15 protein-coding genes are annotated in these 18200 nt (G+C 62.3%); 1 reads left to right on the top strand and 14 read right to left on the bottom strand.

The features are described from left to right. Positions 1 to 34: 34 nt before the first annotated feature. The 11 genes from ureC to urtA form a co-directional block, all read right to left on the bottom strand. Positions 35 to 1735, bottom strand: a complete 1701-nt coding sequence (ureC, locus tag ACIOVD_RS25240; protein ID WP_095171087.1) for an urease subunit alpha — start codon at positions 1733 to 1735, stop codon at positions 35 to 37. A gap of 139 nt (positions 1736 to 1874) precedes the next feature. Next, positions 1875 to 2180, bottom strand: a complete 306-nt coding sequence (locus ACIOVD_RS25235) for an urease subunit beta (RefSeq protein WP_095171089.1) — start codon at positions 2178 to 2180, stop codon at positions 1875 to 1877. Then, positions 2177 to 2710 (bottom strand): N-acetyltransferase, encoded by a 534-nt coding sequence (locus ACIOVD_RS25230; protein WP_095171091.1) that lies wholly within the window; start codon positions 2708 to 2710, stop codon positions 2177 to 2179. The genes ACIOVD_RS25235 and ACIOVD_RS25230 overlap by 4 nt, the downstream gene beginning before the upstream one ends. Positions 2711 to 2716: 6 nt before the next feature. Beyond that, on the bottom strand, positions 2717 to 3250 hold the full coding sequence (locus ACIOVD_RS25225) for a GNAT family N-acetyltransferase (protein WP_401130858.1): 534 nt from the start codon (positions 3248 to 3250) through the stop codon (positions 2717 to 2719). Positions 3251 to 3259: 9 nt separating this feature from the next. Next, positions 3260 to 3562, bottom strand: a complete 303-nt coding sequence (locus ACIOVD_RS25220; protein ID WP_159993499.1) for an urease subunit gamma — start codon at positions 3560 to 3562, stop codon at positions 3260 to 3262. A gap of 66 nt (positions 3563 to 3628) precedes the next feature. Further along, positions 3629 to 4468, bottom strand: a complete 840-nt coding sequence (locus tag ACIOVD_RS25215; protein ID WP_401130856.1) for an urease accessory protein UreD — start codon at positions 4466 to 4468, stop codon at positions 3629 to 3631. A gap of 30 nt (positions 4469 to 4498) precedes the next feature. Beyond that, positions 4499 to 5197: an urea ABC transporter ATP-binding subunit UrtE gene (gene urtE / locus ACIOVD_RS25210; RefSeq protein WP_095171098.1), complete on the bottom strand. Its 699-nt coding sequence runs from the start codon at positions 5195 to 5197 to the stop codon at positions 4499 to 4501. 68 nt (positions 5198 to 5265) lie between these two features. Further along, positions 5266 to 6126, bottom strand: a complete 861-nt coding sequence (urtD, locus tag ACIOVD_RS25205) for an urea ABC transporter ATP-binding protein UrtD (protein ID WP_339546610.1) — start codon at positions 6124 to 6126, stop codon at positions 5266 to 5268. After that, positions 6123 to 7202 carry an urea ABC transporter permease subunit UrtC gene (gene urtC, locus ACIOVD_RS25200; protein WP_095171102.1) on the bottom strand — a complete coding sequence of 360 codons (1080 nt, stop codon included), beginning with the start codon at positions 7200 to 7202 and terminating at the stop codon, positions 6123 to 6125. The genes urtD and urtC overlap by 4 nt, the downstream gene beginning before the upstream one ends. Further along, complete coding sequence (gene urtB, locus ACIOVD_RS25195; RefSeq protein ID WP_401130853.1) at positions 7202 to 8701, bottom strand: urea ABC transporter permease subunit UrtB; 1500 nt, start codon at positions 8699 to 8701, stop codon at positions 7202 to 7204. Before urtB ends, urtC begins: the two co-directional genes overlap by 1 nt. A gap of 132 nt (positions 8702 to 8833) precedes the next feature. After that, the gene (gene urtA / locus ACIOVD_RS25190) at positions 8834 to 10099 is read right to left on the bottom strand and encodes an urea ABC transporter substrate-binding protein (protein WP_095171104.1); all 1266 of its coding nucleotides are present in this window, start codon (positions 10097 to 10099) and stop codon (positions 8834 to 8836) included. Positions 10100 to 10248: 149 nt separating this feature from the next. On the opposite strand from urtA, the gene ACIOVD_RS25185 reads away from it, so the two are divergent. Then, entirely contained in the window at positions 10249 to 13773 is a 3525-nt protein-coding gene (locus tag ACIOVD_RS25185) for a hypothetical protein (RefSeq protein WP_401130851.1), read from the top strand. Between the two features lie 71 nt (positions 13774 to 13844). On the opposite strand, the gene ACIOVD_RS25180 is transcribed toward ACIOVD_RS25185, so the two are convergent. The 3 genes from ACIOVD_RS25180 to ACIOVD_RS25170 form a co-directional block, all read right to left on the bottom strand. Continuing rightward, a complete protein-coding gene (locus tag ACIOVD_RS25180) occupies positions 13845 to 14267 on the bottom strand; it encodes a hypothetical protein (RefSeq protein WP_095171158.1) in 423 nt (140 codons plus the stop codon). Between the two features lie 218 nt (positions 14268 to 14485). Next, entirely contained in the window at positions 14486 to 15868 is a 1383-nt protein-coding gene (locus ACIOVD_RS25175; RefSeq protein ID WP_401130848.1) for a PepSY-associated TM helix domain-containing protein, read from the bottom strand. Positions 15869 to 15983: 115 nt separating this feature from the next. Next, positions 15984 to 18113 (bottom strand): TonB-dependent copper receptor, encoded by a 2130-nt coding sequence (locus tag ACIOVD_RS25170; protein ID WP_401130846.1) that lies wholly within the window; start codon positions 18111 to 18113, stop codon positions 15984 to 15986. Positions 18114 to 18200: the final 87 nt, after the last annotated feature.

Genomic DNA, 18200 nt, shown 5'->3' with positions numbered 1-18200 from the left:
TGTTGCCTGCGGCAGCCTTCGGGGTTTTGCGTAGTCAGAACAGGAAATACCGCTGCGCCATCGGCAACACATCCGCCGGCTCACACCACAACAGTTCGCCATCGGCCTTGACCTGATAAGTCTGCGGATCGACGTCAATGCTGGGCAGGTAGTCGTTATGGATCAGGTCGGTCTTGCGCACGCTGCGGCAACCCTTGACCACGGCGATGGTCTTCTTCAAACCCAATGCCTGCGCCAGTCCGGCTTCCTCTGCGGCCTGGCTGATGAAGGTCAGGCTGGTGGCGTGCAACGAGCCACCGTAGCTTGCGAACATCGGGCGGTAGTGCACCGGTTGCGGCGTCGGAATCGAGGCGTTGGCGTCGCCCATGAGGCTGGCGGCAATCGCCCCGCCCTTGAGAATCAGGCTGGGCTTGACCCCGAAAAACGCCGGGCGCCAGAGCACCAGGTCGGCCCATTTACCCACTTCGATCGAACCCACTTCGTGGCTGATGCCGTGGGTGATCGCCGGGTTGATCGTATATTTGGCGAGGTAGCGCTTGGCGCGGAAGTTGTCGTTGCCCTCGCCATCCCCCGGCAGTGGGCCGCGCTGCTGCTTCATCTTGTCGGCGGTCTGCCAGGTACGGATGATGACTTCGCCGACCCGGCCCATGGCCTGGCTGTCGGAACTGATCATCGAGAATGCCCCGAGGTCGTGCAGGATGTCCTCGGCGGCGATGGTTTCACGACGGATACGGCTTTCGGCGAAGGCCACGTCCTCGGCAATGCTTGGGTCCAGGTGATGGCAGACCATCAGCATGTCCAGGTGCTCGTCGATGGTGTTGCGGGTGAACGGCCGGGTCGGGTTGGTCGAACTCGGCAGCACGTTGGCAAAACCGCAGGCCTTGATGATGTCCGGGGCGTGACCGCCACCCGCGCCTTCGGTGTGATAGGTGTGGATGGTGCGGCCCTTGAAGGCGGCGAGGGTGGTTTCGACAAAACCCGATTCATTGAGGGTGTCGGTGTGGATCGCCACCTGCACGTCGTACTGGTCGGCCACCGTCAGGCAGTTGTCGATGCTGGCCGGGGTGGTGCCCCAGTCTTCGTGCAGCTTGAGGCCAATGGCGCCGGCCTTGACCTGCTCGATCAACGGTCCCGGCAGGCTGGCGTTGCCCTTGCCGGTGAGGCCGATGTTCATGGGAAAGGCGTCTGCGGCCTGGAGCATGCGCGCCAGGTGCCAGGGCCCGGAGGTGCAGGTGGTGGCGTTGGTGCCGGTGGCAGGACCGGTGCCGCCACCGATCATGGTGGTAACGCCGCTCATCAAGGCTTCTTCGATCTGCTGCGGGCAAATGAAGTGGATATGCGTGTCGATGCCGCCAGCGGTGAGGATCATGCCTTCGCCGGCAATCACTTCGGTCCCGGCGCCGATGGCCATGCTCACGTCGGGCTGGATATCCGGGTTGCCGGCCTTGCCAATGGCGGCGATGCGCCCGTCCTTGAGGCCGACATCGGCTTTGACGATGCCCCAGTGGTCGAGGATCAGCGCGTTGGTGATCACCGTGTCGACGACGTCGGCCGCCAGCAACTGGCTCTGCCCCTGGCCGTCGCGGATCACCTTGCCGCCACCGAACTTCACTTCTTCGCCATAGGTGGTGAAGTCCTTCTCGACCTCGATCCACAACTCGGTGTCGGCCAGGCGGACCTTGTCACCGACAGTAGGGCCGAACATGTCGGCGTAGGCCTGACGGGAGATTTTCATTCGTTCGCCTTGAGATTCAGGAAAATTTGAAGTCGTTCGCTGCGCTCACTATCGCGGGCAAGCCCGCTCCCACAGGGGAATGCGATCACTTGTGGGAGCGGGCTTGCCCGCGAAGAGGCCAGGGCAGACGCCGTAAAATTTAAAGGTCACCCATGATCCGTCCGGCAAACCCGAACACCCGGCGATGCCCGGCCAGGTCCACCAGTTCCACGTCGCGGCTCTGCCCCGGTTCGAAGCGCACCGCGGTACCGGCCGGGATATTCAGGCGCATGCCGCGGGTGGCGGCGCGGTCGAAAGCCAGGGCGTCATTGGTTTCGAAAAAGTGATAGTGCGAACCGACCTGGATCGGCCGGTCGCCACTGTTGGCCACGGTCAGGCTCAGGGTGCGCCGGCCGACGTTGAGCTCGATCTCGCCGGGCTGGATCCGGTACTCGCCAGGAATCATGCAGGTTGTCCCAGGGTCTTGAAGTAGATGGCGGTCGGCGCGTAGTGGCCGTCCGGGCTTTGGCAGTAGTTGGGCAGTTCGCCGACGCGGGTATAACCCAGTGACTGGTAGAAGGTTTCGGCGGCCGAGCCGGCTTCGGTATCCAGGTACAACAGGCCGCGCTGGTGCTGGCGCGCGGCAAGTTCCAGGGCATTCATCAACTGCTGGCCGAGGCCGCGTCGACGGGCCTGGTGCAGGACCTGGAGTTTTTGCACTTCGGCGCGATTGCGCCCGTTGGCTTTCTGGCACAAGCCAAGTTGCACACTGGCCAGGACCCTTTCTTCCTGGACCACCACCCACAAGAGCAGGCTGCCGTTCTCCAGGTCGGCCTGGACGGCGTTGAGGTAGGCGCGGGCCTGGGCGTCATCGATGTCGGCCAGAAAGCCGATCGAGGCCCCGTGCTGCACGGCGTCGAACAGCAAGTCGTGCAAGCCCTGGCGGTAGTGGGCAAAGCTTTCCGGGTTGACCCGGCGTAGTTGGGCGGCGTTCATCGTGGCTTACTCCTTGTGGGCCTGGGGTGGCTCCGAGCCTGGGTTGAGGGTCAATTGCATGAACGTCAGGTCGAGCCAGCGACCGAACTTGGTGCCCACCTGCGGCATCTGTCCGGTGGTGCTGAAGCCGGCCCGCTCATGCAGGCGGATCGATGCCGCGTTGCCGCTCTCGATGGCCGCCACCATCACGTGTTTGCCAGCGTCCCTGGCGCGCACCACCAGCGCTTCCATCAGGCGCGGACCGAGGCCGTTGCCGCGTTGGTCGTTGCGCACGTACACCGAGTGTTCCACGGTGTGGCGAAACCCATCGAAGGGCCGCCAGTCACCGAAAGAGGCGTAGCCGAGCACTTGCTCGTCGGCAGCGGCGATCACCAGGATCGGGTAGCCCTGGGCGTGGCGGGCGCTGAACCAGGCTTGGCGATTGGCCAGGTCGACCGCCTGTTCGTTCCAGATCGCGGTGGTGTTGAGCACGGCGTCGTTGTAGATGTCGCGAATCGCCGGCAGGTCGGCGGGCACGGCATCGCGGATGTGATACGGCATGGCGCGACCTCAGGCGATAGGTTGATGGACGGTGACCAGTTTGGTGCCATCGGGAAAGGTGGCTTCGACCTGGATCTGCGGGATCATTTCCGGGATGCCGGGCATCACCTGTTCGCGCTGCAGCAGGGTGGTGCCCAAGTGCATCAGCTCGGCGACGCTCTGGCCGTCCCGCGCGCCTTCGAGCAGCGCTGCGCTGATATACGCCATGGCCTCCGGGTAATTGAGTTTGACGCCGCGGGCCAACCGCCGCTCGGCCACCAGGCCGGCAGTGAAGATCAACAGCTTGTCTTTTTCGCGTGGGGTCAGGTCCATCGTGGAAATCCATCTGGGCAGAAAAAAAGAGCATTCGTAAGGTCGACCCGAACCCGTTGTCGGTGTTCAGGTATTCCATATTCGCGGCGCCAGCGCCTCGCGGCCGAGCAGGGCCGGGCGCAGCAGTGTCCATAAATCAATCAACCAACCCCGCGCCAGCAAGGTTTCACTGGCCAGGCAGCGGGCAACCAGCAGCCCGGGAAGTTGGGTCAAATCCCCGCGTACCGGGTTGGGCAATGAGCGACAGGCCTGCAGCAGTTCGCTGGCGATCTCGCCGGTCACCAGCAAGGTGGCAAATACCGGCTGGCCGTCCAGGCCAATCGGCGAGTCGAGCAAACCGTCAGCGCCGACAATGCGCTGGCGTTCGTGCCAGAGCAACTGGCCGTCGCGGCGGATCTCCAGTTGCGCTTGAAAGTGCCCATGCTCGAAGCGTTCGCCGCTGGCCGGGCGACCCAGTGCCACCACGTCCCAATAGAACAATCGCGCATCGCCCTGCAGTTCGATCGAGGTCTTGAGCTCGGCCTGGGCGGCGCTGAAGACGATGGTTTCCTGGGGCAGCCATTCCAGTGTGGCACCGGCGGCGACCTGCAAGTCGAGCTGCTGATAGGCGGGGCTGGCGGCGCGATACCACTTGGCGGCGCCGGGGCTGGTCAACTGCGCCCAGGCGTTGGGTCCGACGCTCGCGCGGACCTCCAGGCGATCGCCACCGGCAATCCCTCCGGGTGGGTGGACGATGATGTGCTGGCACACTTCGGGGCCTTCGGCGTACAGGTGTTTTTGCACCCGCAGCGGACCCTGATGGCGGCGCAGGGTCGGCCGCGTGCTGGCGCCGAAACGGGCGTAACCGAGTTCCAGCTCGGCATGCCAGCTGGGTGTGAATGCGTTGTGTTGGGCAGTGGCAGTCATATTTTCTGATTATCGTCAGGACGCTAGAGACTAGATCGTTACCAGGCCGCGTACACCCTCGGCTTCCATGTTTTCGCCGCGACCTTGCTGGACGATCTCGCCTCGCGACATCACCAGGTACTGATCGGCCAGCTCGGCAGCGAAGTCGTAGAACTGTTCCACCAGCAGGATCGCCATGTCACCGCGTGCCGCAAGCTGCTTGATCACCGCGCCGATCTCCTTGATCACCGAGGGCTGGATGCCTTCGGTGGGTTCATCGAGGATCAGCAGGCGTGGCCGGCTGGCCAGCGCACGGCCGATGGCCAACTGTTGCTGCTGGCCACCGGAGAGATCACCGCCACGGCGTAGCTTCATTTGCAGCAGCACCGGGAACAGCTCGTAGATGAAGGCCGGTACTTCCCGGGCTTCGGCGCCGGGGAAACGCGACAGCCCCATCAACAGGTTTTCTTCGACGCTCAGCCGGGGGAAGATTTCCCGGCCCTGGGGAACATAGGCGATACCAGCATGAACCCGCTGGTGCGGCTTGAGCCCACTGATGGTCTTGCCCTCCCAGTTCACCGCGCCCTCTTTGGCCGGCAGCAGGCCCATCAGGCATTTGAGCAGGGTGGTCTTGCCCACGCCGTTGCGCCCGAGCAGGCAGGTGACTTCGCCAACCTTCACCTCGAAGCTGAGGCCGCGCAGGATGTGGCTACCGCCGTAGTACTGGTGCAATTTATCGACTTGCAGCATGTTCAAATTCTCCTCAATTCCCTGTGGAGCGGGCGCTCGCTCCTACAGAGAGCAATCCACACCTGCGTTCAGCGTCCGAGATAAACCTCGATCACCCGCTCGTTGTCCTGCACCTGCGCCAGTGACCCCTCGGCCAGCACGCTGCCCTGGTGCAATACGGTGACGTGGTCGGCGATCGAACCGACGAAGCCCATGTCGTGCTCCACCACCATCAATGAATGTTTACCGGCCAGGCGCTTGAACAGCTCGGCGGTGAACTCGGTCTCGGCGTCGGTCATGCCCGCCACCGGTTCATCGAGCAGCAGCAATTGCGGGTCTTGCATCAGCAGCATGCCGATTTCCAGGAATTGTTTTTGCCCGTGGGACAACAGGCCGGCGGGGCGATTGACCGAGGCGGTCAGGCGAATGGTGTCCAGCACCTCACTGATCCGGTCGCGCTGCTCGCCATTGAGTCGGGCGCGCAAACTGGCCCATACCGACTTATCGGTCTTTTGCGCCAGCTCCAGGTTCTCGAACACGCTCAGGGCTTCGAACACCGTGGGTTTCTGGAACTTGCGGCCGATCCCGGCCTGGGCGATCTGCACTTCGCTCATGCGGGTCAGGTCCAGGGTCTCGCCGAACCAGGCCTTGCCGTGACTGGGGCGGGTCTTGCCGGTGATCACATCCATCAGGGTGGTCTTGCCGGCTCCGTTGGGGCCGATGATGCAGCGCAGCTCACCAACGCCGATGTACAGGTTGAGACTGTTCAACGCCTTGAAACCATCGAAGCTGACACTGATGTCCTCCAGGGTGAGGAGGGTGCCGTGGCGGGTGTTCAGGCCTTTTTCGGCGCGCTGCCCGAGGCCGATGGCATCGCGGCTGCTGCCGGCATCCTTGTTCGGTTCCAGGATCGGTTCGAGCATGAATTCGGCGGTCGCAGTGACTCTCATTGTTCACCTCTTTTTCTCAGCAGGCCGATCACGCCCTTGGGCAGGTACAGGGTGACGATGATGAACAGCGCACCGAGGAAGAACAGCCAGTATTCGGGAAAGGCCACGGTGAACCAGCTCTTCATGCCGTTGACCACGCCGGCGCCCAGCAGCGGGCCGATTAGCGTGCCGCGTCCGCCCAGGGCGACCCAGACGGCGGCTTCGATGGAGTTGGTCGGGGACATTTCGCTGGGGTTGATAATGCCTACCTGGGGCACGTAGAGCGCACCGGCCAGGCCGCAGAGCACCGCGCTCAAGACCCAGACAAACAGCTTGAACCCGCGTGGGTCGTAGCCGCAGAACATCAGCCGGTTTTCCGCGTCGCGCAGGGCGGTCAGCACCCGGCCGAACTTGCTTTGCGCCAGGCGCCAGCCGATGAACAGGCTGGCCACCAGCAGCAGTACGGTGGCACTGAACAGCACCGCGCGGGTGCCGGGTTCGGTGATGCCGAAGCCGAGGATGGTGCGAAAGTTGGTGAAGCCGTTGTTGCCGCCAAATCCGGTCTCGTTGCGGAAAAACAGGAGCATGCCGGCGAAGGTCAGGGCCTGGGTCATGATCGAGAAATACACGCCCTTGATCCGCGAGCGAAAGGCGAAGAAGCCGAACACCAGCGCCAGCAAGCCGGGGGCCAGTACCACCAGGCACAGGGTCCAGAGAAAGCTGCTGGTGCCGGTCCAGAACCACGGCAGCTCAGTCCAGGAGAGGAAGGTCATGAACGCCGGCAAGCCGTCCCCCGAGGCCTGGCGCATCAGGTACATGCCCATGGCGTAGCCACCGAGGGCGAAGAACAGGCCGTGGCCCAGGGACAGCAGGCCGGCGTAACCCCAGACCAGGTCCAGGGCGAGGGCGACGATGGCGTAGCAGAGGATCTTGCCGACCAGGGTCAGGGTGTAGGCCGAGACATGCAGGGCGTTGTCGGCGGGCAGCAGCGACAACAGCGGTAGCGCCAGTAGCAACAACACCAGTAGCGTACCGACGGCAATCGTCACCTTGGGCCCGGCCTTGCGGGTGGCGGTAATGAGCAGGGGCTGGTTCATCAGTCGATTACCCGTCCTTTGAGTGCGAAGAGGCCTTGCGGGCGTTTCTGGATGAACAGGACGATCAGCGCGAGGATCAGGATCTTGCCCAGCACCGCACCGATCTGCGGCTCGAGGATTTTGTTGGCGATCCCCAGGCCAAAGGCGGCGAATACGCTTCCGGCCAGTTGACCGACGCCACCGAGCACCACCACCAGGAAGGAGTCGATGATGTAGCTCTGGCCGAGGTCCGGGCCGACGTTGCCGATCTGGCTCAGCGCGACGCCGCCGAGCCCGGCGATCCCGGAGCCGAGGCCAAAGGCGAGCATGTCCACGCGCCCGGTGGGCACGCCGCAGCAGGCGGCCATGTTGCGATTCTGGGTGACGGCGCGCACGTTCAAACCCAGGCGGGTCTTGTTCAGCAGCAGCCAGGTGAGCACCACCACAAACAGCGCAAAGGCGATGATCACGATACGGTTGTACGGCAGCACCAGGTTGGGCAGGACCTGGATCCCGCCCGAAAGCCAGGCCGGGTTGGCGACCTCGACGTTCTGCGCGCCGAACAGCAGGCGGACCAGTTGAATCAGCATCAGGCTGATGCCCCAGGTGGCGAGCAGGGTCTCCAGCGGGCGGCCGTAAAGGTGGCGGATCACCGTACGCTCGAGTGCCATGCCGATGCCGGCGGTGACAAAAAACGCCACCGGCAAGGCCAGTAGCGGATAGAACTCGATGGCGTTGGGGGCGAAGCGCTGGAGCAGCATTTGCACCATGTAGGTGGAGTAGGCGCCGAGCATCAGCATTTCGCCGTGGGCCATGTTGATCACCCCCAGCAGGCCGAAGGTGATCGCCAGTCCCAAGGCCGCCAGCAGCAGGATCGAGCCCAGCGACATGCCGCTGAATGCCTGGCCGAGCAACTCGCCCACCAGCAGTTTGCGCTTGACCTGGCCGAGACTGGTTTGCGCTGCGGTGAGGACCGCGGCATCGGCCTCGACTCCAGGTTGGAGCAGGCTTTCCAGGCGGGTGCGGGCCAGTGGGTCGCCGGTTTCACCGAGCAGGCGCACTGCGGCCAGGCGCACGGCCGGGTCACTGTCGACCAGTTGCAGGTTGGCCAGGGCCAGGCTCAGGGCCGCGTGCACCGATTCATCCGCTTCGCCAGCCAGTTGCTGGCCGAGGAATTTCAATTGCGCCGGCTTGGCGCTTTTCTGCAGTTGTTGCGCCGCACCGAGTCGCACCCGGGGATCGACGGCGAGCAGTTGCTGGCTGGCCACGGCGGTGTCGACCAGACCCCGCAGGCGATTGTTAAGACGCAGGGTCTTGGCTTGGCCGTCGACGGTCACTACGCCTTGCTGCAAGGCATTGATCAATTCGACGCGCGCCGGATCGGGCTGCGCGGCCCAGGCTTCGAGCAGCCGGGCTTGCTGCGCCGGATTGGCGGTGACGAAGTCTTCGGCATCGCCGGCGTGGCTGGCCAGAGGCAGCAGTAGCGCTGCGAGTGTAAGGAACAGGCGAAAAAGCGACATGGTGATGTCCTGAATAGCAGCGACTACCCCTGTAGGAGCCGAGCTTGCTCGCGATAGCGGTGCATCAGACACACTGCCATCGTGAGCAAGCCGCAAGCGGGCACCCGCTCCCACAGGATTCTATTGGTCCGCTCAGTTGCTCTTGACCGCGTAATCCGGCTTCTTGTCGTTGCCGGCAATGAACGGGCTCCAGGGCTCGGCGCGGATCGGTCCTTCGGTCTGCCAGACCACGTTGAACTGACCGTCGGCCTGGATCTCGCCGATCATCACCGGCTTGTGCAGGTGGTGGTTGGTCTTGTCCATGGTCAGGGTGTAGCCCGACGGTGCGGCGAAGGTCTGGCCGGCCAGGGCTTCACGGACCTTGTCGACATCGGTGGACTTGGCTTTCTCGGCGGCTTGCGCCCACATGTGGATGCCGACGTACGTGGCTTCCATCGGGTCGTTGGTGACGGCCTTGTCGGCGCCCGGCAGGTTGTGTTTCTTGGCGTAGGCCTTCCAGTCTGCGACGAACTTCTGGTTGACCGGGTTCTCCACCGACTCGAAGTAGTTCCACGCCGCGAGGTTGCCCACCAATGGCTTGGTGTCGATGCCGCGCAGTTCTTCCTCGCCTACCGAGAATGCGACGACGGGCACGTCGGTGGCCTTCAAGCCCTGGTTGGCGAGCTCCTTGTAGAACGGCACGTTGGAGTCGCCGTTGACCGTGGAGATGACGGCGGTCTTGCCGCCGGCCGAGAACTTCTTGATGTTGGCGACGATGGTCTGGTAATCGCTGTGGCCGAACGGCGTGTAGACCTCTTCGATGTCCTTGTCGGCCACGCCTTTGGCGTGCAGGAACGAGCGCAGGATTTTGTTGGTGGTGCGCGGGTAGACGTAGTCGGTGCCCAGCAGGAAGTAGCGCTTGGCGCTGCCGCCTTCTTCGCTCATCAGGTATTCCACGGCGGGGATCGCCTGTTGGTTCGGCGCGGCACCGGTGTAGAACACGTTCGGCGACATCTCCTCGCCTTCGTATTGCACCGGATAGAACAGCAGGCCATTGAGCTCTTCGAACACTGGCAATACCGACTTACGCGACACCGAGGTCCAGCAACCGAATACCACGGCCACCTTGTCCTGGGTCAGCAGTTGCCGGCCCTTTTCGGCAAATAGTGGCCAGTTCGACGCTGGGTCGACGACCACCGGCTCCAGCAGCTTGCCATTGACGCCGCCCTTGGCGTTGATTTCGTCGATGGTCATCAACGCCATGTCTTTGAGCGAGGTTTCAGAGATCGCCATGGTCCCGGACAGGGAGTGCAGGATGCCAACCTTGATGGTCTCGGCGGCCTGGACTGTCCAGGTCATGCCCATCGCGGCAATGCTTGCCGAAAGTGTGAAAGCCTTGATCAAGCTGCGACGCTTCATTGTGCGATCTCCATGAACGTGTTGGGGTTTCTGGTTGGCATTGGTGGAAGGCTGAAGAGTCTTTAGCAAGGGCTGTGCCTAAGCGCGTAGGCCTGCGGTTTGGTGCCGCCGCCGAGGAGGACTGATGCGCGGGTGCACCAGGGACGGGCGTGCAACGCTATGTGGGGCATGGCGGTGCGCTGAAGTGGTGCCTGTGGTCCCTACATATGTACCGCACAGTCACGCTGTCGCTGGATAACCTGATGGCTCACTACAGGTCGTACACAGATTGGAGCTATTTCATGGACGAGAGAGAAGGCCCGAGTAATGCATCCCGGCATTCCAGCGCTGCAATTGTGCGCATGAGCCGAGAGTTTCTCTCGGCGGATGACGCAGCGCGGCATGCTCATGAACAGGTCGGTAAGCGACGTGACCACGAGTTTGTTGCAATGATCTTCGAGCGCAGCAACCAGAGGTTCGTCGTGACTGAACCGGTCGACGCCGGAACCGATGCGCTCGAAGCGCCCCCGCTGTTCCCGGTGGACGCCCAAGGCCGGCCAATCTATCCGGCGAACCACCTGCTACACAGCGTGTTTTATTCGCACCGGGCGCTCTCGACGCTGGATGCCGATCAGGTGCAGGGTTTGCAATGGTCGCGCGCAGACGCCAGCGTGAGCTTGCAGATGTTCAAGGTTCACGAGTTGTTCCATGTGGTCACGCAAGGTGTTCCGGCCTATCTGTCAGGTGCCGACGACAGTCTGTTGTGGTTCGAGCCCGATACCAGCGGCTGGCAGCAGTTGCTGGTGCGCTTGGGCACCGTGAGCAACCCGGGGCCACTGGCGCGGGGGCTAGAGGATGGCAGCGTTGTTCCTGTGGAGTTTGTAAAAGCGGTGGCGGGCGCAGGAACGTTGCGGGTCGTTGTCGACAGTCTGCTCTGGGGCTATCGGGGGCAAGTGGCCCAGGACTGGACGGCCTACCCGCCACAGACTCCGCGACCGGTACCGAAGCAGGTCGCCTATGGCGCGGTTTTTCCGTCCGCAGACGAAGCGGCGCAGGATCGTTTCTCCCGCGGGGCAGGGGCCGACGACAAGGAGCAGACCTGGTTCGGCTTTATCCTCAAGCGACAGGGCAGGGAGGAGTACATCGCCACGGAGTTGGTTGCGGTCGATGGTGTTCGAGACAAACTGTTTTCACGCGCTAGCCTGTTCCGCCGCTCCCGTCCGGGAGCCGGCATTGATTTTGTGTACCCGGAATCCTTCCAGCGCCATTCGTATTTTTATTCGCGCCAGCGGGTTACGCAGACTCCGCGTCCCAGCCGACTCTGGTTGGCCCAGCACTTCATTGTGCCCAGGGACCTGTATGTCGTAGTGGACGACTCCAAGAGGCCGTCGATCCTCGAAGGGCCTGAGTCGATTCCCACCTATATCGCGACACAGGATGGCGCACTGTTGAAGTATGTCGCGCGCAAGAGCACCAAGTTGTTTGATAACAACACCCCGAACATGGGGTTGGATGATGTCCAGAGCAGCCTGGTCAAAGGCACTCTGACCCAGACCGGTTTTGTCAGGTTAGTGGCCAACAGTGGCGAGTTGCGAGTCCTGCACACCAATATGTGCTGGGACAGGGAAGGGCTGGTCAATGCGCAATGGACGCCGGCGCAGAACCTCGAACGGCGTCTTTTAGGGCCTGTTTTCCCGACCCTGGATGATGCGGCGCTGCATGCTCGCGCGCAGGTCCCCGTGACGACCGATAGGGTCTATGGAGGCCTGATCCTGAAGCGTGCCGATGGCTTGTTTGTTGGCACCTTGCCGGTGATCACGCCTGAGGAAGACTTCGATGTGAAATGGATCTTCCCGGATGAAAGTGTCAGTGCCGGACTCTTCCCTGCCGGATGCACAATTGTGGCTCGCTATCGCGCGCGCCATGCCCGGGAGGTTCCGGTGCTCTTGTCTGCGTCGGAAAAACAACTGTACCTCAACATGTTGTCCGTGAAGGCAGTCCATACCGCGTTCGAGCGCGGGACGCGAACGATGGAGGAGTACCTGTTCGGGCCTGACGGCTCGGTGATTCGCTATCGCAGTGGTGCATGGAATAAGGTTCGAGCCAACCTTGCCCATGCCTTGACCGATTTCGGCAGTCTGCCCCATGACCTGGATGCAGCCTGGGTAAAAAAGCGTATCCATGAGGGGGATTTGAAACCGTCGGCGTGGGTCGATTCGCTGGCGAAGAACGGTTATCTGTACGTGGTGGCAGGCAGCTCTGTTTGGGGCGCGCCGCGTTTAGTCACCGATTTCAGCCTGGTGCGCCAGGCGAGCGGCGACACTGTGCCCAAGCTGCCACGCAGTGAGCCGCACTACAGTCCCGTATTTGCTGACGGCGTTGCGGTGGCACGTCATGTTCATGAACACACCGCAGAGCGTGGGGCGCTGAGTTTTGGTTACATTCTGCGGGATCGTTGGCATGACAGGTTCATTGCCACTCTTGCGATCCAGGTACCTGGCTCGACTCTGGCCTATGACCAGGTATTCCCCGACGGGCTCCTGCCCCAGGGCTACGTCGTCGACAGTCTGTACCTGTGCGCCGCCCAAGCACCCGATAAGCTGTCGGATAACGACTACCGGCATTTTTTTTCACCGATGGACATGCACCTGGCACTTGCGCATGTTCAAACGGAGCGGGGCAACTTACCCCTCTACTTATCGTGCAGTGACGGGGCGTTGTTGCGATTTGAGAGGGATTACTATGATCCGTTCGATCCACCGGACGAAGCCGCTCAGTTAGCGCTTAAGCGCAATCCGTTCGCGAGCCTTGTGCAGGCGAGTGCAGACTGGCGCGATGTACTCGACGGCACCTTCAGTCTGCCGACCTACATACGAAACATGAGAAAGGCTGGGCGTTTGCAAGTCATGGTGCCAAGTGCTGTCTGGGGGATCGGATTCCTGGCACGGGATTGGCAGCCGCGCAAAGCGGGCATGAGTGAGCAGGATCTCTGGTCGTGGATGCCGAAATTGGCAATGGGACCGATTTTCCAGCATCCCGACGATGCGGCCCGCTACATCCAGCACCAGGCGGGAAGTGCTTATGAGCAGGCAACTTCTTACGAAAGCGCAATATTGCGTCAAAAGGACAAGCATTGCTTTTGTGCACTGGAGCCCCTGGCGCGCAGTGACGACTCCAACCATCTGCTTGATCGCATTTTCCGGACGCCGAGTGACCCCACTACGACCCAGAGGAATCAACCGCCGATTTTTCCTGCGGGCTATGAAGTGTTTGCCAGCCACCAACTTTATCTATCAGGTACCAGCACGCTGGCAACCGATGCTGAACAGGTCTATGCAAACTTTGCCTCGCCCTGGTTGGTGTATCTGCACACCCATGCCCTGAAGGACAAAGGATTCAAGATCATTTCGTATTACTACTCAACACCCCATGGCGCGTTGCTGAAGTATGTGCCGCAGTACACCCAGGCAGAAACGGCCTTGCTGCGGACCAAACAAGCCGAGCGGGTTGGCGACCAGTGGGTCACTCGATTGTCGACAGCAGACTTCATTTCGCAATTGGCCGACATCGGTGAATTGCGGGTACTTACAGCCGCGCACTACTGGAATCAGTCTGGGCGTCTGGGCAGTAACTGGAAGACTGATCGGCTACAGGCGCCGCTGGCGCCAGTCAGTTTTCACCGTGATGAACTGTAGCGTCTGGGCACCTGCATACGATCAAAGGCGTTTGTTGGAACGCCTTTGATCGTGCGGTAAACCGGCGAGAGCTATTGGCGCGTGCAGGTTTCCATGCCGTGGCCACCGCCTTCATACTCGGGGCCGTAATAATATTTACTGAAAGATACACGGCCATCGGCGGCCGTTTTAACCTGCGCGATTCCCACGCCGTAATCTTTCAGGGCCGGGTCGGTGTGGGCAAAGTAGATCGCCAGCGACTTTTTGTGCGCGGCGGCGAAGCCGTTATAGAGGGAGTTGTCGGCCAGGGTCAGGGTGAAACTGTAGGCACCATACGGACCGGTACTTTGCTCGGGGTTGAGCTGCATGTCGACGGTGCCTTTGTACTCTCCGATATGACTGTCCATGCCAGTACATTGGTAATGCCCTGAATAGTTAGTGCCGGTAAATGGTGGCTGGGCTGCCATTGCCGGCAGTGAAATGAAGGCGAGGGAGGCTAGGATCTTCTTTATCAAGTTGACCTCTTTCAATTCTTTGTAGGAATTGTACGGATTGAAAAGTAGGAAGTTTCCCGTAACTAATGTTGTCTGGTTAGTGGGTGCTTAAGTTGCGGGAGCGGGAGTATGGCGAGGATTAGGCGGCGGCTCAAAACCAACCCAAGACAAGACTTTTCAAGTTGTTCAACGGTATTTCAAGCGCCCTTGAAATACCGTTGCTCCGTCCCTGGCGATGTTCAGGAAGAAGAGGAGGCCGCTGCAGTCTGCCGGCTCACGCGCGCCAGCAGGAAACGGTCCAGCACCCACATCACCACCAGCGAAGCGCCCACCAGCGGGAACAGCACGGCCAGCACCAGCATGATCAGCACCCCGGTTTTCCAGGTCGGCAGGCCATGGCGCAACGGTGGTACCCCGACTTTGCCCTGGGGCCGGCGCTTCCACCAGATCACCACGCCACTGACGGCGCTGAGCAGGATCATCAGGCAGATCAGCAGCACGATGAGCTGGTTGAGCACGCCGAACATCTTGCCTTCGTGCAGCATTACCCCCATTTCCGTGGCGCGGGCGACATTGCCATAGTGTTCCCAGCGCACATCGGCCAGGACCTTGCCGCTGTACTGGTCGACGTGCAGAGTGGCGTCGTTGCGCGGGTCGTCGGCGAACACGGCGATGGTGAACACACCGCTGGCGCTGGTAGGCAAGGTGATGCTGTAGCCCGGCTCGACCCGGCCTTGCTCGGCGATTTCCTGCACCGCCTGCAGGCTGATGCCCGGAGCTGCCGGCGCGCTGCTGGCGCCGTTGTGGGCCATGTGTTCGGCGTGGTCGCCGGACATCGGCATCGGCGTATTTTCCATGGCCCAGGGCACGGTCTGGCGGGCCGCGGTGTTGAGGCTGCGCGCTTGCTCGTCGGACTTGGGGACGTTGTCCCACATGGCGGCCGGGAACTGGTTCCAGAGTTCGGCGTAGGATTTGCCCCAGAAACCGGTCCAGGTCATACCGCTGAGCAGCATGACCAGCAGCAATGCCGCCCCCCAGAAGCCGGTGACGGCGTGCAGGTCACGCCACAGCACCCGACCACGACTGTTCAGGCGAGGCCAGAGAATGCCGGCGCCGCCCTTGCCACGAGGCCACCAGAGGTAGACCCCGGACACCACCAGCACGATGCCCCAGCCGGCCGCCATCTCGATCAGGCGATCGCCGAGGGTGCCGATCATCAGTTCGCCGTGAATCGCGCGGGCGATGGCTTGCAGGTTGTACTTGGCATCCTGCTCGCCGAGGATGTCGCCGTGGTAGGGGTCGACGAATACGTTGAGTTCGTTGCCCTGGTTGTTCAGCACAAACTGCGCGCTGCGCTCGGCATTGATCGCCGGCAGGTACTGGGTGACCTGGCCCTGTGGATACGCCGTTTGTACCCTGCGCAGCAGATCATCGGCACTGAGGGTGTGATGGCCGGCCGGGACATTCAGCAGGTTGCCGTACATCAGGGGATCGAGTTGTGGCTTGAACAGGTAGATGGTGCCGGTCAGCGCCAGCATCACCATGAAAGGGGCGACGAACAGCCCGGCATAAAAATGCCAGCGCCAGGCCAGGTTGTAGAAGGACACTTTGGGTTGGCTCATCAATAGCACTCCGCTCGGCTATGAATCTTTTATAGGTGTTGTGTGGCTGCTGGTTCTGCAGCAACTGGCGCGGGCAGCGCCAGTTGCTACAGGCATGGCGTCCTTGCGAAGCGTTTTAGAAACTCATGTCCACTTTGGTCCAGAACGTGCGCCCCGGTTCATTGATCGCTTGTGGATCACTGGCCGGGTAGCCGAACCCGGCGTTGCCGGCCAGGTTCAAATGCTCGGCGTAGTCCTTGCCGAACAGGTTGTCGATGCCGCTGCTGACCTTCCAGTGCTGGTCGATGCGGTAGGCGCCATTGAGGGAGAACACCGCGAAGCCGGGGCTCTTGTCGTAGTCCTTGCCCACCACGTTGCCCTTGTTCTGGTCGATGCGGTTTTGCGCGGCGACTACCCGCCACAAGGCACCGGCGCTCCAGTTGTCTTCGCTGTAGGTCAGGCCGAAACGCGCGTCCAGCGGCGGCATTTGCGGCAGGGCGGTGTCGTGGGTGGTGTCTTTGCCCCAGGCGTAGGCCAGGGTGGCGTCGGCTTTCCAGTGGGAGGTCAAGTTGTAGGCTGCACCCAGTTCACCGCCCATGATGCGGGCGTTGATGTTCTCGGCCCGCGAGCTGGTGCCCATGGGCGTGGGGGTGTAGTCGAACAGGATGTAGTCGTGCACTTCGCCGATGTAGGCCGAGGCCCAGGCTTCGAGGTCCTGGGTCTTGTATTGCAGGCCGACGTCGAGCTGGGTGGTTTTCTCCGGCTGGATCGAGTCGAAGGCGTTGAGCGACCCCACGGGACCGGACTTGGGCGAAAACAGCTCCCAGTAATCCGGGAAACGCTCAGCGTGGCCCAGGCCTGCGTACAGGGTGGTCGGGCTCTCCGCCAGGTCGTGCTCGTAGCGCACGAAGCCGCTGGGCAAGGTATCGGCGCGGGTGTCGTCGGCCGTCGGGTTGGGTTTGCTCATCATCCCGGAGCCGATGCTCTGGCGAAAATCCTTGGCCGAGGCACGGTCCAGGCGTGCGCCAGTGATCAGGCGGTTGCGGTCGGCGGCGTACCAGGTCAGTTCACCGAACAGGCCGTAATTGTGGAAGTCCGCATCCTTGTTGCGTGGCACGTCCTTGTAGGTGTCGATGCCCATGGCGCTGCGCTGGCGGTGCTCGTTGGTCTGTGCGTCGACACCGCTGACCAGTTGCAGGTCGGCCCAGCGCCAGGTGGCCTTGACCCGCGCACCGAGGGTCCGGCGGTCGACGTTGGAGGCCATGGGGCCGGCCATCATCCCGGTGCCGGAAGGCGTGCGCAGGGTGTAGTTGTCCATCACGTGGTCGGCGTAGTTGTAGTAGACCTGGGCCTCGAGTTTTTCCAGCACTTCGCTGAGGTCCGACTGCACGAAACGCAGGCCCAGGCTTTCGCGCTTGAACTGCGAGCCGTCCATGCCGCGTCCGGCATAACGCGCTTCACCGTCGCCCTTGCCAGCGGTCAACTCCAGCAAGGTGTCGGTGTTCGGGGTCCAGCCGACGGCGACGTCGCCGTTCCACTTGTCATAGCGCGACGGCACGCTGTCGTTGTTGCCGTCCTTATAGTCATCGGAGTGGGCAGTGTTGCCGATCACCCGCACGTAGCCCTGTGGGCCACCCGCAGCGGCATCCAGCACTTTGTCGAAGCGCCCGTTGGAGCCACCCAGCACGCTGGCATTCACCCGGCTGCCGAGTTCGCCGAAACTTTCCGGATCGCGATCGAAGAGGATCGTGCCAGCCGAGGCGCCGGGGCCCCAGAGCACGGTTTGTGGGCCCTTGATCACCGTGAGCGTGTCGTAGGTTTCCGGGGATATGTACGAGGTGGGTGCGTCCATGCGGCCAGGGCAGGCGCCCAGCAGCATGCTGCCGTTGGTGAGGATGTTCAGCCGCGAGCCGAACATGCCGCGCAGCACCGGGTCGCCATTGGTGCCTCCGTTGCGCACCAGGGCGAAGCCGGGAATGGTCTTCAAGTAATCGCCACCGTCGCTGGCCGGCACCGGTTGGCGCGGGTCCTTGGGGTTGGTGACGATGGTCAGGGGCGAGCTGGGGGCAATGCCCGTGATCACCGTGGGGCTCAGCTCTTCGGCGTGCTGGCTGTGATCAACGGCCGTCTCGGCGGCGCCGGCCAATGGCGTGAGCAGGGCGCCGCACAGCAGCGCGGTGGCCTGTTTGAGGCGAACGCGCAAGGTATTAGGGGCGAAAGTTGCCTGGGCAGCGCTCAGGCGTGGGGCAGCAGAAAACCTGGACATAACAATTCCATCAATCAGTCGTAAACACACGGCCAGCAGCCAGTGGCTGTCGAGTTCAACAGTTGGCCGTGTCAGTGGGGATGTGGG

It is taken from the genome of Pseudomonas sp. NPDC087626, from assembly GCF_044743405.1.
GTDB lineage: Bacteria > Pseudomonadota > Gammaproteobacteria > Pseudomonadales > Pseudomonadaceae > Aquipseudomonas.
This window is presented reverse-complemented; position numbering and strand designations above follow the sequence as displayed.